A 23,441-nucleotide genomic window follows, 5' to 3' on the forward strand; every position below is an offset into this window, starting at 1 on the left:
GTTCACATCGTTCGTTCGAGATCTCACCGTTTGCGGTATAAGCACGCTTTCGATTGATCCGGAACCGCATTCCCGCTGCAAACGTCCGCACTGGCCCGGAACTTGCCGTTCTATCATTTCCGAGTAAAACTATAACTTTCGTTCCATAGTGGACCGGCTGACTAGCGTTAGCGCAAACGAGATTCGATGCATGATTGATGACGAACCAGCTTCAGGCGAAGTTAGCTCAGGCGCGGCTCACTCCCTCTTACGCGCCGAGCACCACATAATTCGCCTGACCTTCTGGCAGACCATCCTCTCGGTCGTCGGTATCGTGATTGCGGTGCTCGCCCTCTATGCGGCGCTGACAGAATCTGCTGCAGTTCGCGAGCAGACCGCCGCGGCCGTCTGGCCGTTTGTGCAGCTGATGGTTGAAGATTACGACAAAGGTGAAGAAGCAGGATTCTCGTTATCATTCACGAATGCCGGTGTTGGTCCAGCAAAGATGCAGGATGTGCGCGTTAGTATTGATGGCAAAGTCACACGTAACTGGTCCGAACTAGTTGCCAGCGTAGATGGGGAAGCGGGCGCCGCGGTCAACCGAAACTTTATTAGTGACCGTGTCATTCGAGCCGATGAAACAGTTGTCATGTTGAGTACAAACAATGCGGATCTGGCGCGAAAACTGATGGGTGCCGTCACCAAGCCGAGAGGCGTAGTCACTTTTTGCTACTGCTCGATATTCGATGAGTGCTGGCTTGCAGATAGCCGCAAAGAACGGCAGGCAGTGGAATTAGTCGAAGCCTGTCCGGATTTTGGCGAAGAGACTTATATCAACTAGCTGAAGCAAACTCAGGTGAAAGACCTTCGGCCCTGCCTGATGATGGACAGTGGTCTATGCTTGGTCGATATCTAACGGAAAAGGGAAGGCGTAATGACGGCGTATGTAATAGCGAATTATCGAATCACAAATGCGGAAGCCTATGAGGCATACCCTCCAGCGGTGACGGCAACGTTACTTGCTTGCGATGCCGAGGTACTGGTCGCAGACTACAAAAGCGAAGTAATGGAAGGTAAAGCTTCGAGCGTAAGTATCGTACTGAGATTTCCCAGTAAAGAAGCCGCGAAAGCGTGGTACAACTCTAGCGAATATCAAGAGATCGTTCACCACCGAACCGACAACAGCGAGGGATTCATTCTAATTGCTGACGGATTCATGGCTCCATGATAGGTCAATAACAGTTAGCCCAGTTTTTGACCTATCCCATTGAATCTACGCGCTTGTCGTTGTTAATCTGACCTCACCCAATGTGAGCCATGAAATGACCAAGCTAAACCTGCCGGAACAATCCGTTTTAGGAACACTCATTCTGCCGGTCGCCGAAGTCCTGGAACTGCGGGGGATCAGCGCAAAGCCATTGATAGAGTCCGTTGGAATCGACCCTGCTCGACTATCTCACCCTGACTATCGTGTGCCTGGCGCCCAGTTTCACCAACTTCTCAAGCTATGCGTAGAACAGACCAACGACGAAGCCATAGGCCTGGCTTGCGCGGAGGTTATGCAGCCACAGGCTCTACATGGACTTGGGCTTGCCTGGCTCGCCAGCGATACGGTGTACGATGGCTTGCGCCGACTCGTGCGATTCGCTCGCATCATTGCTTCGATTGCACGGCTCCATATTGAAGAGGAAGATGATCTCGTTCTTCTTCATTTGCAAAGAACCACCGACGCAGACGAATCTTCACCTACCGGCAGAGACTACGGTATCGCACTGGTTGTTCGAATGTGCCAGCTCAACCTCGGGCAGTTTATTTCCCCTTATCTCATAGAAATAGAACGGCCCGCCCCGGAATCCCCTGGCACATGGGAATCGAAGCTTGCATGTCGGGTAAAATTTAATGCCTCTCGCACCTGCATTAGTTGGGTGCGTGCAGACATCGAAAGCCAGATCGTGACCGGTGATCCTGCCCTTGCCCGAGTGAATGATGAACAAGCTGAGGCGCTGATAAAAGACTACACCGACGAAAGCCTGTCTAAACAGGTAGTGGACAAAATTCTATTGCGACTTCCTGATGGCCCTCCTGAGCAGGGCCTTATCGCTCAGGATTTGTGCATGAGCAATAGAACTTTGCAGCGAAAGCTGAAGCAAGAAGACGTCAATTACAGCGACCTTCTCCAGGATTGTCGCATGCGATTGGCCAAAAAATACCTCCGCCAACACGGCCGCTCCGTATCGGAAACCTCATATATGCTCGGATTTGCCGAGCCAAGTGCTTTCAATCGAGCTTTCAAGCGGTGGACGACAATGACGCCAGCCCAGTTCAGGAGCCATGGAGACTAAGCCCTAAAGCTCCAGCAGCGCAGCGTTCAATCGGTCCTTGGCCGCCTTTAATCGTAATTCATACTGCTCGACGGAGAGAAAATTGTTCTCCGCCAGATGCTTGGCTTTAAAGAGGGCGAAGATACACGTTAGCATCTCCCTGACGTCGTCAGGATTCACCTGTTCCAATCGCCTGACGTCTACGGTACTCATGATCTTCCCCAGTAGATCGTCGAACACGCAGGAAGCACCTTCGCGATCAAAGCTCTCTTCCTCGATGAACTGAAGAAGCGTTTGCCGCTCATCAGCTTGCAGGTCCACAGTGAACATAGTTTATCTAGCGCCAGCACTGGTTTTTCAGGGATACGTGTGTTCACACGATAGAGAAAACCACACAGCAAAGTCATGGCTGAACACGCCAGATTCATGACTGCATACGACAGTAGAAGGAATGCTTACAACAGTTCTTACTTGCCCTGTTGCAGCCAGACATCCCAACGCTGCTCAGGGGACTGGTGCCAGGTGTATCGTGCTAGCCGCCCACCTGAATTCAACCAGAACGCGGCATCTTCCGTGTACTGGCCACCGATAAACTGCCATCGCTCACAGGGAGTTATGCTGCCTGCTGGATTCTGCAAATCTTCTGTGCCCAATAGATGTACTGCGCGCCGACTTATATCGGGTAGAAGCAGGGTATCGAGCTCCTGTGGGCTGCCGATGGAAGGAACGAGCACCTGTCCCGCGCCCCTTGCTGCCGCGAGCTCGGCGATCACGGATCCGGTGAATATGCGCATCAATGGGTAGCCTACAAGCTCACTCCCCAGCGGGGTAAAGTCTTCCACATTGCCATCAATCTCACGGCAGCCGCACCAACCACTGTTTACATCCAGGCGATAGCGCGCGCGAATGGGATTTGCACCATCGGCCTGCCAATCGACGTCAAATTCTGAAAGTTGGCCCCGTACGACCCGCGCAGCAACGCGTATGGCAATACCTGGTGCAGCGCGCTCACTGGCGATCGCCAGCGCACCCTCATCCAGCCGGGTAACACTCCATGTTTCCTTGACAGGCACGGGCTCATCGTTAAGTAGATACAAATAGCTGCCAATGCCCTCTTCCAATTGCCACATCAGCGCTGCGATTCCTGGATCAACTCCACCAGCTGACCGCCGGTGGTATTGGGATCGAGATAAACCATCAATTTCTCGCCGGTAGAGATCACGCCGTCCGGCGTCACATACCCAGGCCGGACACCGGCCTCAGCGAGCACGGCTACAGCGGCGTGAATGTCGCTGACACACCAGGCGATATGGTTGATGCCTCCCCCTCCGCTTGGGCTGGCAAATAGCAGTTCTCTAAATTTCTCACTACAAGGCTGAATATACTCAAAGGCCAGGCCACCCACTTCAAAGAAAGCAAAACGCGTTTCCGCCGGCTGGTCCGGTGATGGCACCTGACGAATGCTGCCCGGCTTGATGCCATACAGTCGCATCGCTTCCGTCAAAGCCCCCTGCAAGTCCTCAACCACGTATCCCACGTGCGCAGGGCAAAGGATGTAGTCGCACAGTAGTTGGCGGACATCGTTCATTCCGCGAGCTCCGCAACAATACCGCCACTCAAATGCCAGGGACGATCGGCGATCAGGTCCGTTTGCTCGGACATCAGTTTGTTGGCTGCCGCGCCCAAATTCAGCTGCACTTCTGTCACGCTCGCTCGCACCCGGGTAATCAGGGGTTGATTGATATAGCCGTCAAAACTTCGTTCTCGCCACGAGGTCATCAGGGTAAAGTCGGCGGTAAGGTTCGCTATCTGGCCGTGCTCGCTGCTGTAGACGACACACATCCGATTCTCTGCTGCTCGGCTGGGCAATGCCCATGCGGCCTCCCAATCAGGATGTGGCACGCCAGGCACGAGGAGCAAGTGCGCACCCTTGATCGCCGCAAGCTTCGCGATTTCCGGGTAGCGCATGTCATCGGCAGTGCAGATACATACCCTGCCCCACTCGACTTCGCAAAACTTGAATTCATCGGCCAGACTCAGCCCGGGAAGACGGGCATTAGCGTGAAGCTGATCCTGCCGAAACACCAGGCCATCAGCACCTACCAGCACCGCAGCAAGGGCACTGCCGCCTGCCGCGGGCAAAGGGAGCGATGTGCAAAGCAAGAGATCACGGCGTTCCTGTAACGATGCTGCGAGCGCGTCGATAACATCAACAGCAAAATCTACCTCTTCCCAGGACAGGCAGAACATTTCAGGCAAAACAGCCACGCGCGTTTCGCTGGAGATCCTGCTGATAAGGTCCGGGAGTTCCGCTAGTGCCGCTTTACCGGAGGACGAGGGCACCAGGGTTGCCACCTGTGCGCTGGCCACGGGCTCTGTCGCCTGTGCCTGCTCCGGTGCTTCCGCGATCTCTGTGTATATCTCTGGCCGCCTACTGGCAACGATGTCAGTGCCGTCTTCACGTCGCTTGTCGAGCGCCTGCTCCAACTCGATATCGGCCCAGACTACCGCTTCCTCATCACGAGGCCCGCGCGCTAACACCTCTCCTGCCGGGGAGACAATCTGGCTCTCACCGGCTCCGTACAAAAACTTCACCGGGATATGCGTTTCTGCGCTCACCGCTTCCAGTACATTGGCTGGTATGAGTGGCCCCACCTTGTTTGCAGCCACCAGAAAGCAACGGTTCTCAGGTGCCCGGGCCGGCACGTGCAGGCTGGCCTCATCCAGGGCAAAGGAATTCAGTGAGTCACAAAATAACTGTACGCCCCGCAGTGCGAGGCAGCGCGGAGTCTCGAAAGTTACCCCATCGCGGCAGGGGAAAATCCCTACCTTGCCAAAAGGCGCATCAACCACATCGCCCACCGTGTCGGCACGCGTAAACCAGGTATTCTCATGCCCCATCAATGTCTGCTTGTCAGCGCGCGCGAGGCGCGCACCACAGGGGCTATACATCAACGAAGTTACCGTGATCAAACCATCGGTATTGCGCAGCGAAACATTGATCACGATATAGCAATCGTGTTGCCGGGCACGCGCGGCAACGGCTTCGAGAAAACTGCCTTCAAGCTCCACCGCTACACGCCAGGCGTGGTCGGCGTCCTCATACCAGGAGATATGGTTACAGAATTCTGGCAGCACCATCACATCCGGACAGTGGACCGCTGCCTCGTCGATCATACGCAAGCACGTGACCAGGTTTTCACCGACATCCGTGCCGCTCGCGAACTGCAGAGCAGCTACTCTCGTCTTGCCTTCACTCACCTTTTGATGATCTCTTTCGTTGTTAGCATTTTGCATTAATGATATGGTTTTAAGTCATTATAAACAGAAAAACACGCTCGCCGCACAGCGAGATATCAAAGGGTGATAGATGCACATTTTTGTCCTCGGCATGGGTCATGTCGGCAAGGCGCTGGCGGCCCAGTTACGCGCTTCAGGCCACCGTGTTACCGGTTCGACAACCACACCAGGCAAGGTAGACGGCCTACTGGACCATGCGGATGATGTTGTCGTCCTGAAGGGTTCCGAAACTGAGAAACTCCATGCGGCAGCCGCTGGCTGCGATGCCATCATCGTCACTGTGGCACCGGACGTAAAGAAAACCAAAACGATTGAAGAGCGTCACGAGCACTACCACGAAGTACTGGTAAAGAGCTGCCACAGCGCAAGATTGGCATGTCCGCACGTCATTTTTCTCTCGTCTTTCTCGGTGTATGGAGATGGCGGCAACGAGGAAGGCCCCGTGTCCGAAACAACGCCCACAGCCAACAAGGAGGAACCTTCTTCTCGCTACTACCAGGAGGCGGAACAGGAGGTATTGAGCAACACTGAGGGCTGCGTCCTGCGTTTCCCTGATATGTATGGTGCACCGGGTGACCTGAGCTTCGAGGAACGCGTGGCGCTGTGCCACCAGTACTTTGGTGGCAAGGCCATTTTCAGCGCCGATGCCCCGCTGTACGCCATTCACTTTGAAGATGTCGTCAACGCTGTACGCCATGCGCTGGTGGAGAACCTCAGGGGTGTGTTCAATGTGTGCGACAACGACAACATCCCCCACTCCAACAAAGAGGTGTTTGACGCGATCTGTGTTGCCGCAGAAATGGCGCCGCTCGAATTCCTCGACCAGATCAAGGCCCCGCTCAAGAAAATCTCGGCGGCCAGGATCTATGCCACTGGCTACAAGGTCAGCCACGCTGATCCCAACGCACACTTGTTCCAATGACGTTGAACGTTGTCATTACCGGTAGTACCGAAGGCATCGGCCTCGGTCTTGCGGCAGAGTTCGCCAGCCGCGGCCACAATGTCGCCATCTGCAGCCGCAGCGCTGACAAACTGGAATCAGCCCTGGCGAAACTGGCGGCACAGCCCGGAAAAACGGTGGGCAGGATCTGCGACGTTGCCGACGTTACTGCCGTTCAGGCGCTGTGGGACAATGCAAAAGAGACGTTTGGCGAAATTGACATCTGGATCAACAATGCCGGTCTTGCCCGCACCGTGTGGCCCATCCTGGAGGTACCTCAGGGGGAAGTCGAAACCATGCTACGCACCAACATGCTGGGCACCATCAACGGCTGCCGCGTAGCGGCTAACGGCATGCGCGCCCAGGGCCAGGGCAAGTTGTTCAATATGCTTGGTGGCGGCAGCAGTGGCGAATACTTCCCAGGGCTAGGCATTTACGGCACGACCAAACGAGGCCTGGATTACTTCACCGACGCACTTGGAAAGGAACTCGCCGACTGCGACGTTATCATCGGCAAGATTCGTCCCGGCATGGTCATTACCGAGGCCGTGATCCGCGAAGCACGGGAGAAGCCCGAGGCGTTCGAAAAATCACGCGCCACGATGAACAAGCTGGTAGACAGGGTCGACACCGTCGCGCCGTACCTGGTCGATGGCATTCTCGCTACGCAGAAGAGCGGCACCATGGTCCGCTGGCTCAATGGCGGCAAAATTGCCATGCGCATGACCAAGGGACTTTTTGTCAAACGTCCTGATCAGTTCGAACCTTTTGGCCTCTAGGCCGCCAACACCAAAATAGAAGGAAACAGCTGTGACAGCTCACGCCGATACCAAGACTATCGATCAGTTTCTGGCAGAAAACCCTGACGTAGACGTCAGCCAGGCATGGGAAAAGTGCTGGGGGACACTGGCAGACATCAAAGGCAAAATCGCTGCCCGCTTCCCGGGGTTGGAGTTTGAAGCCAACTGTGCCGACCGCGAGTACTACACATCGCCCAACGGCGAATTTGAAGGTTCTTTCCAGGCCTGGAGCGGCCCTGGCTGTGAATGGTTGGTCAACTCGTGGCTGGGCAATCGCAAGGCCAGTATTCTGGACATGAATACGACCGCCTTTCTCGGCCAGGACACCGATGTCCCGCACTTTGTCATGGTGTTCGGCACGATCCCAAAACTGTTTTTCTACTTCGATTTCACCCCGCGGCGCAATTTGATGGTGGATGCCGATTACCTTGATCGCTACTACACGCCGATCAACGACGAATATCTCGCCCTGCGCGGCAACCCCGACTTTCAGTGGTCCGTAAGCCATGGCCCCTACATGCGCGCGCTCACCAATCCCTCGACCCAGAGCCTGACCGCAGAGCTGAACGAGACCAATATCGATCTGCTTTCGGACTACGCCTATCGCATGCTCGATCACTGGACGGGCTGGCTGGATGACGCCAGCATCATTCCCGAGGCCGAACAAAGCGCCCTGCGCGTCTACGACCACAAGGTCCGCGAGCTCGGCTATGCCCGCGACCCGATGAACAAGCTTGCCGAGCAGGTCTTCGGGGCAGACCAGGTCGATTACATGCTCAACTTGCGCATGGGCCGTGAACAGATGAACCGCAATTCATGAGCACGCCTGTGCGCTTTCTTGGCATAGACCTCAGCGATGGCGTAAAGAAACATCACCTCCTCGCCTATCTGGTCGCAGCATTTGTGTCTTCGAGCTACGCCGGCGCACTTGCCATGTTACAGCCCGGCTTGTTGCAGGTCATGGGTATAGAGCGTGCGGCGCAGGCCACTCTCACCGGCAATCTCTCAGCACTACAGGAAGTCGTGCTAATACTGTTCATGGGGCCGATTGGCGCGCTGGCTGATCGTTATGGACGCAGGCCTGTTTACGCTTTCGGCCTGCTGGCCACTGCGATCGGGTTCGCACTATATCCGCATGCTGACTCCATCAGTGAACTGGTCGCCTACCGCATCATTGTCGCCTTTGGCGGTGCTGCGATGGTGGGCATGATGGTGACGGTGATCGCCGACTACACCTGTGACTCAACCCGCGGCAAGGCCAATGGTCTGCAGGCACTGATCGCCACACTTGGCGCTTTCCTGCCACCAATGTTGGGCGCCCTGCCCCAGCTATTCGTAAATCAGGGCTACGACCAACTCGCGGCCCAACAGATAACTTTCGCTATTGCCGGTAGCCTGGGCGTATTCGGCACCCTTGTCGTGATCGTCGGCCTGGCACCCCATGTGGGCAAAGCCACTCACGCCGCTGGCGAATCCATCGCCACCATGATGCGTGAAGGTTTGAAGCATTCGCGTGATCCGGGCATTGCACTTTCCTACGGTGCTGCATTTATTTCTCGCGGCGATCTAGCGGTCACCGGTGCATTCCTCAGCTTGTGGTTGGTTCAATTCGGTACAGGCGTGCTTGGCCTGGAACCCAGCCAGGCCATGTTCGAGCTCGCTGTTCCCCGCGTTCTGATGGTCGTTACTGGAGCCTTGATTGGATCGCTACTCATGGGCTATATCAACGACCGGGTCAGCCGGGTGACAGCAGTGACGCTGGCTTCAGGCCTCGCCGCCGCAGTATATCTCTCGATTTTCTTTGTCGATGATCCCACGGCACCCTGGGTATTCGGCTTACTCGCTGTGATGGGCGTGGCGGAAATCAGCGCCTTTGTCAGCAGCCAGGCGCTGGTGGGCGAACGCGCGAACCCAGAACGCCGCGGCGCCATCATCGGCCTGTTCGGTGTCGCCGGTGCGGTTGGTATTCTGGTGGGCACCGCAGGCGGCGGCTGGCTGTTCGCAACCTTTGGGCCATCTACCCCATTCGTCTTGTTCGGTGTGCTCAACGGTGTAGTGTTCGTCTGGTCTATGCTGGTGAGGCGCGCAGAAAAGGCCTGAAAAGTCGATCACTGGAAGCCGTTGTGCCGGCGCCCTGACAACCGTACGTGTATAACAGTATCAATCTAGATAACAGCTTACCGAGTCACTAAATGGAATCACTCGCATCAGGTTTTCTGCTCAGTATCTCGCTGATCATGGCCATCGGAGCACAGAACGCCTTTGTGCTAAAACAGGGCATCAAGAAACACCATGTGTTTTGGGTGAGCCTCGTCTGTGCGGTTTCCGACGCGCTTCTGATTGCCGCTGGCATTGCTGGTTTTGGCGCCGCTGTGGAAGCCTTCCCCACGCTTGAGACTGTTGCGCGCTATGGCGGTGCGGCCTTCCTGATCATCTACGGTATAAAGAGCCTGATGTCTGCCTTTGGCCCAGATCATTCGCTTGAACCGGAAGGAGAGGAACCCGACTCGCTGGTCAAGATCATCGCCATGACGCTGGCCTTCACATGGCTCAACCCACACGTCTACCTTGATACAGTCGTATTGTTGGGTGCAGTCGCGACCCAGTACGAAGGGACAGCGCGGACACTCTTCGGTATCGGTGCCATGTCTGCCTCGGGCGTATTTTTCTTTTCACTGGGCTACGGCGCGCGCTTTCTCGCGCCGCTATTCCACAAACCCGTCGCCTGGAAAATTCTCGACGCGCTGGTGGCGATGATCATGTTCACTATCGCAGCGTCACTGCTGCTGGGCTAAGCCAACGCGCTAGAACTCTTCCAGCAGACGACCCTTGCCCGTGATCTTGTCATTGACGCCGCAGGCGCGCAGGGCGTGCCAAACAGTGGCGACATTGATCGGCACCAGGGGTTTTTCGAGGTAGTGCTCCAGTGTTGGAAACAAGTCGACGGTAGAGAGATTAGTGCCCGCCTGGATAATAATATCCACGTCGTCGCCATCAACTTCTTTAACAGCATCAATCACATCCTGAATGGGCGTTTCAGCGATCGCCGTCGCCGAGGGGCGATTTAGACCTTTCACCGCTTTCACTTCATAACCCAGCTCTTCATAGTATTGACGCACATTGACGTCGCCGACGGGTGGATAAGGTGTGATAACGGAAACCGTCTTGGCGCCAAATACATCGATGGCCTGCTTGGTCGCTTCCGCACCTGTGGTCAGGCCGAGATCGCCGATATGCTCGCGAATACCCTGTTCAAACTGGATGCTTCCCTCCACACCGCCCCAGAAAGTCTCTGCAGACATGCCCAACATGATGTGATTGACCTTGGCAGACATCACATAGCGCAGGGACTGCGGAATCTCACCGCGCATGATTTCAAGAAAACGTTCAAAGACGGTATCTGCAGATTCGCCTGTGCTATCCACCTCGTCAGCCCAATTGCGCAGCTCGATCCAAAAACGGGAAGGATGCCAGGTGACGCCATCCAGGCCGAACTTCTGCAGATCGTACTCCACACCGGTATTGGTTGACGGGATGATCACGCCGATCTGGGCGCGCTTAGCAATTTGATAGTTATCCAAGAGACTGACTCCAAAGATCCAATTGTGTCACTGACATAGGTAGCGATTCTAAAGCGCACTGCCCCGAATCACGCATGACTTTTATCAAGCGTTTATGGGGCAGCCCTGCCCCTGATCAACTGATCGAGATAGGAAGGTGCCACAAGATGACAATAGTAGTTGCCGAGAAAGCGCTCGGGCATGGGAATCCACCAGGCGTTGGGTGCGTATAGCGCGCGAGTAAGAAGCGTGAATCTACCCCTGGAATGCTCGACAGGTGTGAATGGCCATGGCTCCAGCCAGCTGGGGCCCATGTAGGTGACCTCTTCTTCGGTCACCGTCCAGCTTGCACGGGGAATCACCGGCGTTGAATCGCCGAGGTTCGCATAGGCCTTGTCGAGCATCTGCCGATGGATTTCGTCACAACTACTTTCAGTGCCCGCTGCGCGCGTTTCACTGCCCTCTTCCACGTGAGCGCGATTGATCTGCTCGGGCGTACGCATCTTGCATGAAACAACGGTAGGGCCGCTTCCTTCTCCAGCCAGGTGACTACTGAAGTACTGATGCACCGTAAACGGATCGTCGAAGGGCTTGGACTCTACAAAGGCATCGTAATCTTCATACAAGCTAACCGCTGGCTCCAGCGATGTCTCAGCGATAACGCCCTGTGCCCAGGCGCAGAATTTATTATCCTCTGCACTCACCGACATCGAGAGTGTGACCGCCAGTATCGCCAGTAAAGCCCTCACGTTTCAGTGCTCCTCGAACAACAAGCCAAGATGGTCATACTGGTCGCGCACGCCGCAGCTTCGTAAGGCGTGCCAGGCAGTGGCAATATTGATGGGCAATACGGGCTTGCCCAACCATTTCTCGACGATCGGGAAATAGCTCGCCGTAGAGAGGTTGGTGCCCACCTGGATGATCGCATCGATATCGTCACCGTCCACTTGCTTGACCATGTCCATCACCTGATGCTCTGAAACGAGAGAAATCGCATCGTGAGCGTTTTCGCAGCGCAGGCCCAGCACATGCTTCACGTTGTAGCCAGAATCTTCAAAGAAGAGGCGCACATTCTTATCGCCGATAGGCTGATAAGGGGTCAGGACGGCGACATTCTTATTGGTATTGCCCGGGACACCCAATGCATCCAAAGCTGCAATCACGGCATTGGCGCCTGTGGTCAGGCCGGTATCCTCGCCCACCATTTCCTGAATGCGATCGACAAAGCCATCGTTGCCCTTGATACCGCCCCAGAACGTCTCAGCCGACATACCCATCATCACGTGATCTGGCTTGCAAGTCATGAGGCTCTCTATCGACAGACCGATAGTCTGGCGCAGCATCTCGAGAAACTGCATAAAATTGTCATCATCGCTCAGGTCGGCGTGTTGAATCAGAAAACGGCTGAAATGCCAGGTCACACCGCGAGGGATCAGGCGCTGACAGTCGTATTCCACCGAGGTATTGGTAGATGGAATAATTACCCCGATCTTGGCCCGGTGGCCGATATAATTGTCCAGATGGCCATCGGTACGCTGATCACGTTCGCGGGTCTTGGCCAGATCAATACTTGCGTTCATCAAATCCATCACTCACTCCTATTCAGGCAACAGCCAGGCTGTCCCTGACACAGTTAATCATAGCGCGTTCCAACAGGAAGGCCTTTGCCTTTTCTCTATCGGCGGCCGATTCCATCAGCATTTTTTGCCTGGCATTCTGGGTTTGCTCGTCGGTAGCTTCCATCAATTTTTTGTTGGCAATCGTGTGGTCCTGCACAAAACGCACGGCAAGGTCGCGCCGCTGACGATTGTAGAGCTCAAACAACGGCTTATGATCTTCGCCGTCGCGCATAATTCGGACAAGTTTTTCACCGAGGTTGTTGGCATCGTGCAAGCCGCCATTCATCCCCATACCACCCAGCGGATTATTGATATGACAGGCGTCGCCCGCCAACAGCACCCGGCCCTTGAAGTAAGTCTCAGCGACACGTTGATTCACGTTGTACAGCGTACGATGCCCAATTTCGTAGTCGCCATCTTTATTCCATAAGTGATGCAGACGTTCCTGGATAAACGCGTCCGAGAGCAACAGCGCCTCGTCATCCACATTGTCCGGGGTTGTCGGAAACAATACTCGCCAGATTTTTTCGGTGCGCAGAATGACACACCACTCATCGGGGTCAGACACATAGTTAACCCAGGAGAGATCATCGAAGACATCCTCGAAAGGATAAGGCGTGCTGACTACCAAGAACTTCTCATCGTAGGTAAAGCCCAGATAATCGATATCCGCAGCCTTGCGGATACTGCTGCGAGCACCCTCCGCACTCACCAGGAAAGCGCCCTGCACTGTTTCCAATTTATCGCCAGAGCTGACTTCAACGGCGACACCGCTGTCACTCTGGCTGAATCCTGTCACCTCACTACTAAAACGTACTTCGGCACATTCCAGTTGTTCCAGCACCGGCACTACCAGGCGGGTGAACTCGTACTGTTCCAATTGCAGGCGAAACGGATAGCGGGTGCTATCGGCGATCAGGCTCATATCAAAGCTGGCTACATCGCCATTGCGCCGATCGCGATACTGATAGCGATCCGCTACCAGGCCTTGCTCCAACATCTGATCGATGATGCCAAATCCGAGGTCCGCGATCATCTCCAGGCTGGGAGGATGGAACGTGGATGCACGAAGGTCCACCGGTAATTCAGCTTCCTTCTCGAGCAGCAGCACAGGCACATCGCGCTTGGCCAGATACAACGCCAACAGGCACCCAACCGGCCCGGCGCCCGCGATCACAACAGGGCTGGCACTCACAGCGATTTCCTCATTCTGATATCGGCCAGGACATCGGCCACCGGCCAGACATCAGCATATTTGGCATGCATGTCAAACAAATTGGCCTCGTGCGCCTCGGCGTTGCGATCTCCAACAGCCTCCTTCGCCACTACGACGCGATAGTCGTATTGCAGGCCATCCACTACCGTGGCGCGAACACAGCCGCTTGTAGTCAGGCCGGTGACGACCAGTGAGTCCACGCCCTGGGCGCGAAGCTGCTCATCGATATCAGTGCCGCGAAATGCACTCGCCCACTGTTTTTCCACCAGCACTTCGCCTTCGCGCATGGCCAGACGCTCATCCACTTTTACCCAGTTTGACTGGGGGGTGAGCACATTCAGGGCGGGCACTCGCTCGCGGAAAACGCGAGCCTGTTCGTCTCCATGAAAGACCACAGTGGTATAGAAGATCGGCATTTTTGCTGCGCGAAACGCCTCTAGCACATCCGCGTTGGCCGCGACTACCTCAGGGCAATCGCAGCCCAGCGGACACTCGGGATTCGTAAAGCCCTCGATCATATCCACCAGCAACAACGCGGGTTTGACCCCCAGCCCCAAGCTTTCCCTGTCCAGATCCATGTTTCCTACTCCTCGTTTCTGGCGGCCCCGAAGAAGTCCGCCAGGATAGTTGCAACTTCCTCCGCATGGCTCTCGCACACATAGGTACGGGCCGCGGCTATCGGCGCACGGGTCTCCCCGCACTGGAGCCGCGCCAGGGTAGGCTCAACGGCGCTCAGCAATGCATCGTCTTCACCAGCGAACGCCAGTACCGGGCAGTGCAGTGCATCAAGACAGGCCTCATAGTCGTGGTCACACACAGCCTGATAGCTGCCGCGATAATGCTCACCGCAATGCAGTGCGCTCAACATCTCTCGCTGGCTTAACGCGAGGGGAACACGAGGGTCCTTTGCTCGCAGGCGCTGCCACAGTTCCAGCAGGTGGTTCCCATCCGCATCTGCAGGCACACCGGCTACAGAGCCGGGTAATACAGCCCGTTGCTCATCCGTCAACAGGGTCGGGCCCGAGAGTGCCAGTGCTGAACAAAGGTCAGGGCGCTGAGACGCGAGTTCTGTCGCGACGGCGGCCCCGGTGTGGTGCCCGAAAAAACCGCAGCTCGATACTTTCATACCGTCCAGCCAGGCCGACAGATGACCAGCATAGGCTGGGATACTATCGCCTCCCTCCAGAGGATCGCTGCCGCCAAAGCCCGGGGAATCAGGGGCCAGAAGATAGAACCGGCCAGTGAGCTTTTCCATTATTGACTGGTACATTGCTGACGTACTGGGTGACTGGTGAAACAACACCAGGACAGGCGCACCACGTTCGCCGGCAACGCGATAGTGAACCTGCCTGCCCCCAACGTCAGCGTAGGCGCGTCGAACGGCGCTCACTGATCTTCCAACGACAGGCTTATCCATTTCAGCTCAGTAAATTCCTCGGTGCTGTACTTGCCACCACTCCGACCAATACCCGACATCCCGTGGCCGCCGATGGGCGCCAGGGCATTACTCTGGAATGCGTGCATCCCGATATGGACGCTGCCGGCCCTGATACTGCGGGCGGCCTTAAAGCCCCACTGCACATTGTGAGTAAGCACCGCAGCCGAGAGGCCAAAGTCGCTGTCGTTGGCAACGTCAATCGCCTCCTCGAGGTTGTCGACGGCAACGATGGACGCCAGCGGGCCAAAGCTCTCTTCACGCCAGATCGCAGTGTCGCGCGCCGGATTCAGCACCACTGTGGGCTGCAGCACCAACCCTTGCACGACCTCACCGCCGGTGAGCAGTGTGGCGCCAGCGTCTAGAGCGCCGCGAATATGGCTTTGCACTTTTTCCAGCGAAGCCCGATTGATCAGCGGCCCATAGCGAGTATCGTCAGCGCGCAGGTCGCCGAGCTTGATCGCCTCGCAGTTGGCCTTGAGGGCGGCAACAAAATCATCGTAGATATCGCGCTCAACCACGATGCGGGAATTGGCCATGCATATCTGTCCGGCGTGGGTAAAGATTCCCTGAGCAGCGACCTCTGCAGCCCGTTTTGGGTCCGCATCGCGCAACACCAGCAAAGCGCTCTTGCCACCCAGTTCCAACTGACAACGGCGCATGTGTTTCATGGATTCGGCGCCAATGGCAACGCCAGTATTGGTTGAACCGGTCAACGCGATACAGTCGACATCAGGGCTATCTACCAGAGGCGCACCACACTCGGCACCAAAGCCCGTAACAACGCTCACAGCGTCAGCAGGCATGCCTGCATCGAGGAGAACCTGGCCCAGGGCAAGCGCCGTGAGCGGAGTTTCCTCGGAAGGTTTGATAACCACAGCATTACCAGCGGCAATCGGAAACGCGGCCATCTTGGTCAGTAGAGACAGAGGCGCATTGTAAGGTGAAATAACCGCCACTACGCCCATCGGTTCTCGAAACACCATCGACATTCGGTCAGGACTATCATTGGGGAAAGTATCACCGTAGAGACGGCGAGCCTCGCCTGCCGCTGTGCGCAACAGGTCGACGCTATAGGCAATTTCACCCCGCGCCTTCGCGATCACGCTGCCACTCTCATCGATCAGATTCTCAAGAAAACGCTGCTGGCCTTCCGCTGCAATAATGTCTGCTGCGCGCAGCAGGCAGGCCTCACGCTCTCTGGGCGCAAGTGCCGCCCAGGTGTTAAAACCGCGCCTAGCGCAGGCCACGGCCTTCTCAGCATCCGCAGCGGACGCCCGGGCCACAAGAGCCATTACCGACTCGGTAGCCGGCGCAAACACCTCGAAATACTCGCCACTGGCGGGAGCGACGGTTTCGCCGCCAATAATCAGATCGTATTGCTGCATACTTCCTCAGCGTGTTCCAAACTGGGCCTGTTCACTGCCCTCTATTTCCATCTGCGCGGCCATCAACCGGCCCCGCTCGGCGGGAAATGCCTGCACCAGGCCCATGCACAGGTCGCGCAACGCTCGCGCGGGTACCCCGTGATTGCCGGTACCTCCGCCAGTACCGCTCGCTTTTACGCAGTAGGTGCCAAGCTTGAATGCCGACTCCGCGACAACACCCTTGCACAGACGCCAGCGCTTCACGACCTCGTCCTTGGACATGATCGGCGACTCACTGCTCTCCAAATCCACCTGGCGGCGCAACCAGATGGTGGCTGTTTCCAGCTCGACCAACATCTTGCCAATCAACTCCTGCTGATAGGGCGCTGTGCCCACAGGTTTATCACTGTCGGCAAAGGTCTTGGTGCGAAGCTGATTGATAGTGTAGTTGTAGAGGCTCCAGGCTGCACCGAGATAGCAGGCGATCCCCGCGACCTGGTTACCGACGAAGCTGCCTCGGCTCATCTGCATACAGCGAGTGAACGCGGCCGGAATGGCCAGCGCGTCTTCCGCCGCTACAAATACATTGTCCAGGATAATGCCGTGCGTTGCCGTACCGCGCATCCCAATGGCATCCCAGTGCTCGCGTTCACTGACGCCATCGGCATCGCGATCCACGAAGAAGGTACACAGGCCGGCCGCGGTGTCATGCCCCTCCAGAGAAGCCGTGACCAGGTAGCGGTCAGCGACGCCGGTGGCACAGCCGAAGGACTTGACGCCGCTTAAGCGATAACCACCCTCTACAGGCTTTGCGGTGGTACTAATCGTGATGGCCGCTTTTTCCGACTTCACTGACTCACTGGCAAAATTTGCCAACCACTTTCCTTCCGTGCCCATGGTATGCAGCACTTTGTCAGCAAATGCCTGTACCTGAGGTGCTTCCTGTTCATCGAACAGGCCGGCGTCCAACGCTTCCAGCGCGAGCAGACCCCGCGAGGCGCTACTGCAGTGAAAGAAAAACGTCAGCGCAGTTGACGGGCAGGCCGAGGCTATCGCAAAAGTGGCAGCGCAGAGATCGCGCAGCCCTCCTCCGAGGCCGCCATACGCCTCCGGCACAATCAGGCCCAACAGACCGGCATCGCTCAGGGTCTTGATATGGGGCACGTGAAACTCGCCCCGAGCATCGACCTCTGCAGCCTGAGCGGCCAGAGCAGGGAGCACGCTATCGACGCGACGGGCGCGCTCTAGCTCCGCCTCTGTCATATCTTCAATAAATGCCTGTCCGGTAAACTTGTCCATGTGCGGCTCCTGTTGTTACTCGAATACTACTCGTCTGTTACTCGTCTTCGCCGATAAGCAAACCGCGGATGGCGGCGACAGCGTCCTCACCGATCATGCCGGTGATGCGCTCCCATACTGGATCTATTTCAGGATCGAAAATCATGCGCTTATTCGCCAGGTTGCGAGCGGCCAGTTGCTCTTCAGTGATATCACCAATGGCAGCGGCAGAGACTCCGTCTTCCAGCAATTTGAACCAGTGCTGGGTGTAGGCTTCTACGCTGACATCGATTGCCGCGAAGGCCTCATCAGTTGCCCGCTTGGCCAGCATCCACGGCGACATAATCGCATTCTGGCGCGGCGACAGGTGCGCAGGACTCAGGCCTTCAATCGCATTCCCGGCCTCGAACAGTTCCGTCATCGGCGTAAATACCTCATCCATATAGCTGCGGTTAGCACCGAGATCCAGCCGGGGAATCAGGTCCAGGTGAAATGCGTGGTGCTCACCCGCGGACACAGAGTCCAGGGTGAAGTGAGGCACCGCTGAGTTACCCGGGGTAAAGAAGAACACCATGTGACTGTCGAGCTGGATGGGCTCAACTGCCAGAGAGCATGTAACCACACGAAACAAGGGGCCGCCGGTGAACACTCGCACGTTGCCAACCTCGCCCTGTACCATGGGCAACTGGCTGACCAGAGTCATGTATGGGCCGCCATCCTCGCCGTTCTCTTCGGTCAGACCCAGGTGCTCCACTACTCGCTCCAGAGTATTGGTAAACAAGCGTTTGGGAGGGGAAAGTGTTTCGCTCATGGTTTGCTCCATAAAGGGGCCGCCCTGTAAAGGCTGCACGTTCAACGGCAGTCTGAACGCGGGAGGTCCAGACCACCTTGATAAATCTCAAAATAGAAATTGCGTCAGATCAGGAAACAATCGCCGTGGCGAGATCCCAGGGGCGGCCCGCCAGCAGATCAGTATTCTGTGACACCACTTTGTGAGCCGCGTTGACCGGGCGCAGTGTTGCGTAAAGCTCGCCCGGAGCGCTCGCAGCGCGGTGCCAGATGGGCTGACTCAGCAAACCATCGAATTCCCTTTCCTGCCATTCGGTCATCACCGTAAAGTCGGTCTGCAGTTCTGTGCAAAACGCCGGGCCATGCTGCACAGTATCAACGGCCACTAGCAAGTTGATGCGATTTTCCGCCGAGCGCTCCAATAAGCCGGTCGCCAATTCCCAGTCCTCCAATGGCGCCAGAGGCACGACAGCTACTTCTACGCCGGCAATTGCCAGCAGACGAAAAGTCTCGGGATAAATAGAATCGTCTGAAGGCACAAGTGCGAGGCGACCAAAGGGGGTTTCCAATGGTTCAAAGCGATCTGCGAGTTCACTCCAGGCAAAACGCTCCGAGTGGTGCACCTGGCCCTGGCGCTGCAGCAAGCCGGTCTTGTCGACAGCCACAGCGCAGTACTGATACCCCTCTCCCGCCGGCAACACGATGGCAGTGGTGACTATCGCATCGCTGCAACAGTCCGCTATTCGCGCCAACACAGTGTCGCCATAGGCCGCTGAAGCGGCGGGATCAGCCACAACGGGCACCATTGGAGGTAACGCAATCAGCTGCGCTCCCTTTGCCACGGCCCGGGCTATGGCAGCGGCGGCCTCATCGAGATCCGAAGCATCGGCCAATGTAATCACAGCACCGGCGATTTCAGCAGCGCCCTCCATCGGCGGCAAGGGTTGATCTGCCGGGTCCTGAGCAATGGGGGCATAGAGCTCCGGCCGCCGGCTGGCAAAAACATCCGTGCCGTCCGGACGGCACTTATCTGTTGCCAGAGAGGGCTCGATATCCGCGTAGACATACTCCTCCTGGTCGAGCGAAGCCATGGCCAGAACCGTGCCATCTGGCGCGACTATCTGGCTCTCGCCGGCGCCGCTGAGGAATCGCGGTGGAATGCCTGTGGCCGCGCTTATGCCCTCCACCATGACTTCGGGCACCAGTGGGCCCACTTTATTTGCAGCGATTACGTAGATTTTGTTTTCCGCAGCGCGCACCGGAATGTGCAGAGAAGCCTCGTCGGTAGCAAAGGAGTTGAGACTGTTGAGAATCATCTGGGCGCCATTCAACGCCAGACAGCGAGGCGTCTCATTGATCACGCCATCCATACAGGCATACAAGCCTGCGCGGCCCAGTGCAGTCTCTACCACAGGCCCCTCAGTGGTGGCCCGCTCGAGAAAATCGTTCTCGTGGCCGATATAAATCTGTTTGGTGTTGTCCGCGAGCAATTCACCGGTTGGGGAGTAAAGCAGGCTGGAGCCTGTTGCCACTCCTCCCTCTCGCTGTACCGTGCAATTCACCACCACGTGCACTGCGAGCTGCTTTGCCTTGTCGGCAATCGCCGCAAGGAAAGGGCTGTCGAGCGCTACTGATACGTCAAAGCAGTGCTGCTTGTTGTCATACCAGGACAGGTGATTACAGAATTCGGGCAGGACGATCAGGTCTGGCTGGCACTCGCTCGCCCGGTCCAACCAGTGCAGGCAACTGGCCAGGTTCTGGTCGATATCGGCCCCCGCATGAAACTGCGCCACCGCTACCCGTATTTTGTCCGCCATACCGCGCCCTTCAGTCATGGAATTTTTCGTGGTGAAGCTTAAAGGTGCCCACCCTCAACACGGATGACAATTGTCAAAAGCACCAGCCGCCTGCAGCTATACTCTGGAGCATCATAATCGGGCCAGGGAACCCCCGCACAATGAACGAATACCTGCTGTTAAAGTTTGCCCATATTCTCGCCTTCGTCTACTGGCTGGGGGGCGATCTCGGTACTTTTCTGGCGAGTCAGCAGGTAATCAATCGCGACAACGCCCCCGAATCGCGCCACGTGGCACTAAAAATCATGCTCGCCTGCGACATGGGTCCAAAGCTGGCAATGCCGCTGATCCTCCCGCTAGGGGTTCATATGGCCGCGATCATGGGCACCTTGCCCCTGAGTGGCATGGCACTCGCGCTCATCTGGGGTTTGTGCCTATATTGGTTCACCGTTGTGTTGGTGCTCTACCTGAACGAGGGCAAGCCCTTCACCGCCATATTGTCGCGGCTGGACTTCTGGTTCCGCATCGCCTTTGCCAGCGGCCTGGCTGCCTGGGCTATCTATACGTTCATAACACCCGACTACGGTACACAGTGGGCGGCGATCAAACTGCTGGTCTTCGTGGCCATGGTGGGCTGCGGCGTGCTTATTCGCGTGAACCTTGCGCCATTCGTGCCCGCCTTCGGAGACCTCATGGCCAACGGCCCCACGGATGCCAACAACAGCGCCATGGAGCGTTCCATCGGCCGCTGCCGTCCCTGGGTCTGGTGCATCTGGGCCGGACTCTTCTTCAATGCTGCGATGGGACTTCACCTCTTTGGATGATCCAGCGATTGGTCACCTGCGTACCGACATTAACAACTTCTGGACAATAATATGACAACACCCCCACTTGCTGCCGTTGCACCCATCCCCTTCCTGGGCATGAAACTCAATGAGGGCGTCGTTCGCGGCCACATGCTCACATTTTACCTGGCCTGCTATGCGACCATCATGCTGGCCACCTTTGTGCCGGCAACTCAGCCCTTCCTGCTCGATCAGGTACTGGGAATGGAGCGAAGCCGCCAGGGCGTAGCCAGCGGCAACCTCAACTTCTGGGGTGAAATCGTGATCATCGTCACCGTGGGACTGTGGGGAGGACTGTCGGATCGCTTCGGTCGCCGCGCTGTCACTTCTATGGGGTTTGCGCTTATTGCAGCCGGCGCCCTGCTATACGGTCTCGCGCGGGACATCGGCGGGCTCTATCTCGCTCGCGGGGTTTACGCCGCCGGTATCGCTGCAGTGAGCACCATGCTGATTACGTTGATGGCCGACTATGTCAGCAATAACAGCCGCGGCAAGGCCACCGGATTGCTGGGCGTGATGAACGGGCTGGGCGCAATGACCGCCGCCTTGTTTCTGCTCAGGCTGCCGGCAATCTTTCAGGGTCGTGGCTTCAGCGCCGAGCAATCCGCGATCGCCACCTACGGCCTGATGGCTGCGATTACTGCGCTTATTGCCCTCGCCATGTACTTTGGCCTGCGTCGAGGCCAGGCCCACAGCTCAGACGAGCGCGCCCCAATACTGCGCCAGCTGCGGGAGGGTATAGCCGAGGCACGCCGCCCACTGATTGCACTGGCCTACGCTTCTTCTTTCGTGGCTCGAGGTAATCTGGCTGTCGTGGGCACGTTCTTCACGCTATGGGCCTCGGTGTATGGCACACAGGAGTTGGGGATGAGTGCAGCGGAGGCCGTCAGTAAAGGTGGTGCCGTGGTCGCGATCTCCTATGCCGCGTCACTTATCTCAGCACCTGTATTCGGCATCATGACCGACCGGCTTAATCGCACCACCGCATTGGCAGTCACGCTGGCGATCGGAGCCGTGGGCTATGGCTCAACCTATTTTGTAGATGATCCCTTCAGTCTGGGCACCATCGCCTGCCTGATATTGATCGGCATGGCGGAGGTTGGCTGCATTATCACCAGCGGTGTGCTGATCGCCGAGCAGGCGCCGGACCGCCTGCGTGGGTCCATTGTGGGTTTGTTCACCCTGTCCGGCGCTATCGGTATTCTGATTGCGTCAGTGGTAGGTGGCTACCTCTTTGATCACTGGCTCAAGACAGGGCCCTTTGTCTTCTTCGGCGCAATCTCAGCGCTGGTTTGCGTGTGGGCCATCGCCGTGCGCATGCGACACGCCTGATCAGGCGCCCTCAATGTCGGCGAACAGGTCGCGCTTGTTGAAGGCGGCAGTCATAAAGCGACCAAATGCCTTGGGGCCGGTCAGCCAGGCAACGGTGGCCCCAGACTTGTTGGTCTTGAGAATGCCGTCGGCCAGGTAAGGGGTAACCGTTTCGACCTTGTCGCCCAGGATATTGAAGATTTTCTTGCTCTTGGCCCACTCTGGCGACGAGGTATCGTAGTCGCCAATCAGCAGATCGGTCACCACAATACCCGGGCTCAGGACACACACCTGAACAGGCGTTCCCTTGACCTCCTTCTGCAGTGACTCGCTCATGTAGTGCACTCCGCGCTTGGTAGCGCCATAGGGAGTCATTCCCGGTTGCATCTGGTCCCCTGAACCAAAACCCTCCATATTCCAGATCTGGCCACTGCCCTGGGCGAGCATACCCGCGAGCGCCACCCGATTGGCCAGCAACATTCCGGTGAGATTAATATTCACTATGGCAGCAATATCGCCAGGGTCGGCGTCAGCCAGATTGAGCCGCGGCAGGCTTACGCCCGCGTTGTTGATCCAGATATCTACCGTGCCGAATGCCTCTGCGGCCTTGTCCCAGAGATTCTGGAGCTGATCAGCATCGGTAATCTCACAGGCCACACCGGCGACATTCTGTGCCCCGAATTCCGCACCGAGTTCCGCGACAACGGTATCGACGGCACCCTGGCTGCGGCCAGAAACAACAACCCTGCAATCCCGCGCAAGGAATTCGCGCGCCAAGCCGCGACCTATGCCGCGGGTACTACCGGTGATAACCACTGACTTCATTATTTTCTCCCCACATGACAATTGTCGGTTGGCGATCAGCCCATGCTGATATGATCAGGA

At 56.8% G+C, this 23,441-nt stretch carries 25 protein-coding genes; 10 read left to right on the forward strand and 15 right to left on the reverse strand.

Going from position 1 to position 23,441, the window contains the following annotated elements; all coding sequences use genetic code 11:
- The first annotated feature begins 190 nt into the window (after positions 1-190).
- From EY643_RS12820 to EY643_RS12830, 3 genes are all read left to right on the forward strand, one after another.
- The gene (locus EY643_RS12820) at positions 191-820 is read left to right on the forward strand and encodes a hypothetical protein (protein WP_153239608.1); all 630 of its coding nucleotides are present in this window, start codon (positions 191-193) and stop codon (positions 818-820) included.
- 93 nt (positions 821-913) lie between these two features.
- On the forward strand, positions 914-1,207 hold the full coding sequence (locus tag EY643_RS12825; RefSeq protein ID WP_153239609.1) for a DUF1330 domain-containing protein: 294 nt from the start codon (positions 914-916) through the stop codon (positions 1,205-1,207).
- Between the two features lie 94 nt (positions 1,208-1,301).
- Positions 1,302-2,321 (forward strand): AraC family transcriptional regulator, encoded by a 1,020-nt coding sequence (locus EY643_RS12830; RefSeq protein WP_153239610.1) that lies wholly within the window; start codon positions 1,302-1,304, stop codon positions 2,319-2,321.
- Positions 2,322-2,324: 3 nt separating this feature from the next.
- Here EY643_RS12830 and EY643_RS12835 read toward each other — a convergent pair whose 3' ends face one another.
- The 4 genes from EY643_RS12835 to EY643_RS12850 form a co-directional block, all read right to left on the reverse strand.
- Entirely contained in the window at positions 2,325-2,630 is a 306-nt protein-coding gene (locus tag EY643_RS12835; RefSeq protein ID WP_153239611.1) for a hypothetical protein, read from the reverse strand.
- A 137-nt stretch (positions 2,631-2,767) separates the two neighbouring features.
- The gene (locus EY643_RS12840) at positions 2,768-3,430 is read right to left on the reverse strand and encodes a hypothetical protein (protein WP_153239612.1); all 663 of its coding nucleotides are present in this window, start codon (positions 3,428-3,430) and stop codon (positions 2,768-2,770) included.
- Positions 3,430-3,888 (reverse strand): VOC family protein, encoded by a 459-nt coding sequence (locus EY643_RS12845; RefSeq protein ID WP_153239613.1) that lies wholly within the window; start codon positions 3,886-3,888, stop codon positions 3,430-3,432. The genes EY643_RS12840 and EY643_RS12845 overlap by 1 nt, the downstream gene beginning before the upstream one ends.
- Complete coding sequence (locus EY643_RS12850; RefSeq protein ID WP_170287389.1) at positions 3,885-5,561, reverse strand: carbon-nitrogen hydrolase family protein; 1,677 nt, start codon at positions 5,559-5,561, stop codon at positions 3,885-3,887. The genes EY643_RS12845 and EY643_RS12850 overlap by 4 nt, the downstream gene beginning before the upstream one ends.
- Before the next feature lie 109 nt (positions 5,562-5,670).
- On the opposite strand from EY643_RS12850, the gene EY643_RS12855 reads away from it, so the two are divergent.
- The 5 genes from EY643_RS12855 (at position 5,671) to EY643_RS12875 (ending at position 10,135) form a co-directional block, all read left to right on the forward strand.
- Positions 5,671-6,522, forward strand: a complete 852-nt coding sequence (locus EY643_RS12855; protein WP_153239615.1) for an NAD-dependent epimerase/dehydratase family protein — start codon at positions 5,671-5,673, stop codon at positions 6,520-6,522.
- Positions 6,519-7,319: an SDR family NAD(P)-dependent oxidoreductase gene (locus tag EY643_RS12860; RefSeq protein WP_153239616.1), complete on the forward strand. Its 801-nt coding sequence runs from the start codon at positions 6,519-6,521 to the stop codon at positions 7,317-7,319. Before EY643_RS12855 ends, EY643_RS12860 begins: the two co-directional genes overlap by 4 nt.
- A gap of 31 nt (positions 7,320-7,350) precedes the next feature.
- Complete coding sequence (locus EY643_RS12865; RefSeq protein WP_153239617.1) at positions 7,351-8,160, forward strand: hypothetical protein; 810 nt, start codon at positions 7,351-7,353, stop codon at positions 8,158-8,160.
- Positions 8,157-9,440, forward strand: coding sequence for an MFS transporter (locus EY643_RS12870; protein WP_153239618.1), 1,284 nt, complete (start codon positions 8,157-8,159; stop codon positions 9,438-9,440). Before EY643_RS12865 ends, EY643_RS12870 begins: the two co-directional genes overlap by 4 nt.
- A 92-nt stretch (positions 9,441-9,532) precedes the next feature.
- A complete protein-coding gene (locus tag EY643_RS12875; RefSeq protein ID WP_153239619.1) occupies positions 9,533-10,135 on the forward strand; it encodes a LysE/ArgO family amino acid transporter in 603 nt (200 codons plus the stop codon).
- Positions 10,136-10,144: 9 nt separating this feature from the next.
- Here EY643_RS12875 and EY643_RS12880 read toward each other — a convergent pair whose 3' ends face one another.
- The 10 genes from EY643_RS12880 to EY643_RS12925 form a co-directional block, all read right to left on the reverse strand.
- Entirely contained in the window at positions 10,145-10,921 is a 777-nt protein-coding gene (locus tag EY643_RS12880) for a maleate cis-trans isomerase family protein (RefSeq protein ID WP_153239620.1), read from the reverse strand.
- A gap of 92 nt (positions 10,922-11,013) precedes the next feature.
- The gene (locus tag EY643_RS12885) at positions 11,014-11,649 is read right to left on the reverse strand and encodes a hypothetical protein (RefSeq protein ID WP_153239621.1); all 636 of its coding nucleotides are present in this window, start codon (positions 11,647-11,649) and stop codon (positions 11,014-11,016) included.
- Positions 11,650-11,652: 3 nt separating this feature from the next.
- A complete protein-coding gene (locus EY643_RS12890; RefSeq protein ID WP_153239622.1) occupies positions 11,653-12,489 on the reverse strand; it encodes a maleate cis-trans isomerase family protein in 837 nt (278 codons plus the stop codon).
- Between the two features lie 13 nt (positions 12,490-12,502).
- Positions 12,503-13,714, reverse strand: coding sequence for an FAD-dependent oxidoreductase (locus EY643_RS12895; protein ID WP_170287390.1), 1,212 nt, complete (start codon positions 13,712-13,714; stop codon positions 12,503-12,505).
- Positions 13,711-14,313, reverse strand: a complete 603-nt coding sequence (locus EY643_RS12900) for an isochorismatase family protein (protein ID WP_153239624.1) — start codon at positions 14,311-14,313, stop codon at positions 13,711-13,713. The genes EY643_RS12895 and EY643_RS12900 overlap by 4 nt, the downstream gene beginning before the upstream one ends.
- 5 nt (positions 14,314-14,318) lie before the next feature.
- On the reverse strand, positions 14,319-15,125 hold the full coding sequence (locus tag EY643_RS12905; RefSeq protein ID WP_170287391.1) for an alpha/beta fold hydrolase: 807 nt from the start codon (positions 15,123-15,125) through the stop codon (positions 14,319-14,321).
- Positions 15,122-16,558, reverse strand: a complete 1,437-nt coding sequence (locus EY643_RS12910) for an aldehyde dehydrogenase family protein (RefSeq protein ID WP_153239626.1) — start codon at positions 16,556-16,558, stop codon at positions 15,122-15,124. The genes EY643_RS12905 and EY643_RS12910 overlap by 4 nt, the downstream gene beginning before the upstream one ends.
- A 6-nt stretch (positions 16,559-16,564) precedes the next feature.
- The gene (locus tag EY643_RS12915; RefSeq protein ID WP_153239627.1) at positions 16,565-17,836 is read right to left on the reverse strand and encodes an acyl-CoA dehydrogenase family protein; all 1,272 of its coding nucleotides are present in this window, start codon (positions 17,834-17,836) and stop codon (positions 16,565-16,567) included.
- Between the two features lie 37 nt (positions 17,837-17,873).
- Positions 17,874-18,626, reverse strand: coding sequence for a hypothetical protein (locus EY643_RS12920; RefSeq protein WP_240732700.1), 753 nt, complete (start codon positions 18,624-18,626; stop codon positions 17,874-17,876).
- 109 nt (positions 18,627-18,735) lie between these two features.
- Positions 18,736-20,439, reverse strand: a complete 1,704-nt coding sequence (locus EY643_RS12925; protein WP_240732701.1) for a nitrilase-related carbon-nitrogen hydrolase — start codon at positions 20,437-20,439, stop codon at positions 18,736-18,738.
- A gap of 122 nt (positions 20,440-20,561) precedes the next feature.
- Here EY643_RS12925 and EY643_RS12930 point away from each other — a divergent pair, with 122 nt between their 5' ends.
- Positions 20,562-21,224, forward strand: a complete 663-nt coding sequence (locus tag EY643_RS12930) for a hypothetical protein (protein ID WP_153239628.1) — start codon at positions 20,562-20,564, stop codon at positions 21,222-21,224.
- 51 nt (positions 21,225-21,275) lie between these two features.
- Complete coding sequence (locus EY643_RS12935) at positions 21,276-22,577, forward strand: MFS transporter (protein WP_153239629.1); 1,302 nt, start codon at positions 21,276-21,278, stop codon at positions 22,575-22,577.
- On the opposite strand, the gene EY643_RS12940 is transcribed toward EY643_RS12935, so the two are convergent.
- Positions 22,578-23,381, reverse strand: coding sequence for an SDR family NAD(P)-dependent oxidoreductase (locus EY643_RS12940; RefSeq protein WP_153239630.1), 804 nt, complete (start codon positions 23,379-23,381; stop codon positions 22,578-22,580).
- Positions 23,382-23,441 lie beyond the last annotated feature (60 nt).

The organism is Halioglobus maricola, assembly GCF_009388985.1.
Taxonomy (GTDB): domain Bacteria; phylum Pseudomonadota; class Gammaproteobacteria; order Pseudomonadales; family Halieaceae; genus Halioglobus; species Halioglobus maricola.

Excerpts from the sequence above, each read along its gene's own strand:
- EY643_RS12935 (WP_153239629.1), top strand. The coding sequence starts at position 21,276 with ATGACAACACCCCCACTTGCTGCCGTTGCACCCATCCCCTTCCTGGGC.
- EY643_RS12890 (WP_153239622.1), bottom strand. The coding sequence starts at position 12,489 with ATGGATTTGATGAACGCAAGTATTGATCTGGCCAAGACCCGCGAACGT.
- EY643_RS12900 (WP_153239624.1), bottom strand. The coding sequence starts at position 14,313 with ATGGATCTGGACAGGGAAAGCTTGGGGCTGGGGGTCAAACCCGCGTTG.
- EY643_RS12855 (WP_153239615.1), top strand. The coding sequence starts at position 5,671 with ATGCACATTTTTGTCCTCGGCATGGGTCATGTCGGCAAGGCGCTGGCG.
- EY643_RS12870 (WP_153239618.1), top strand. The coding sequence starts at position 8,157 with ATGAGCACGCCTGTGCGCTTTCTTGGCATAGACCTCAGCGATGGCGTA.
- EY643_RS12920 (WP_240732700.1), bottom strand. The coding sequence starts at position 18,626 with ATGAGCGAAACACTTTCCCCTCCCAAACGCTTGTTTACCAATACTCTG.
- EY643_RS12845 (WP_153239613.1), bottom strand. The coding sequence starts at position 3,888 with ATGAACGATGTCCGCCAACTACTGTGCGACTACATCCTTTGCCCTGCG.
- EY643_RS12925 (WP_240732701.1), bottom strand. The coding sequence starts at position 20,439 with ATGACTGAAGGGCGCGGTATGGCGGACAAAATACGGGTAGCGGTGGCG.
- EY643_RS12860 (WP_153239616.1), top strand. The coding sequence starts at position 6,519 with ATGACGTTGAACGTTGTCATTACCGGTAGTACCGAAGGCATCGGCCTC.
- EY643_RS12820 (WP_153239608.1), top strand. The coding sequence starts at position 191 with ATGATTGATGACGAACCAGCTTCAGGCGAAGTTAGCTCAGGCGCGGCT.
- EY643_RS12835 (WP_153239611.1), bottom strand. The coding sequence starts at position 2,630 with ATGTTCACTGTGGACCTGCAAGCTGATGAGCGGCAAACGCTTCTTCAG.
- EY643_RS12830 (WP_153239610.1), top strand. The coding sequence starts at position 1,302 with ATGACCAAGCTAAACCTGCCGGAACAATCCGTTTTAGGAACACTCATT.
- EY643_RS12915 (WP_153239627.1), bottom strand. The coding sequence starts at position 17,836 with ATGGACAAGTTTACCGGACAGGCATTTATTGAAGATATGACAGAGGCG.
- EY643_RS12840 (WP_153239612.1), bottom strand. The coding sequence starts at position 3,430 with ATGTGGCAATTGGAAGAGGGCATTGGCAGCTATTTGTATCTACTTAAC.
- EY643_RS12930 (WP_153239628.1), top strand. The coding sequence starts at position 20,562 with ATGAACGAATACCTGCTGTTAAAGTTTGCCCATATTCTCGCCTTCGTC.
- EY643_RS12825 (WP_153239609.1), top strand. The coding sequence starts at position 914 with ATGACGGCGTATGTAATAGCGAATTATCGAATCACAAATGCGGAAGCC.
- EY643_RS12875 (WP_153239619.1), top strand. The coding sequence starts at position 9,533 with ATGGAATCACTCGCATCAGGTTTTCTGCTCAGTATCTCGCTGATCATG.
- EY643_RS12910 (WP_153239626.1), bottom strand. The coding sequence starts at position 16,558 with ATGCAGCAATACGATCTGATTATTGGCGGCGAAACCGTCGCTCCCGCC.
- EY643_RS12940 (WP_153239630.1), bottom strand. The coding sequence starts at position 23,381 with ATGAAGTCAGTGGTTATCACCGGTAGTACCCGCGGCATAGGTCGCGGC.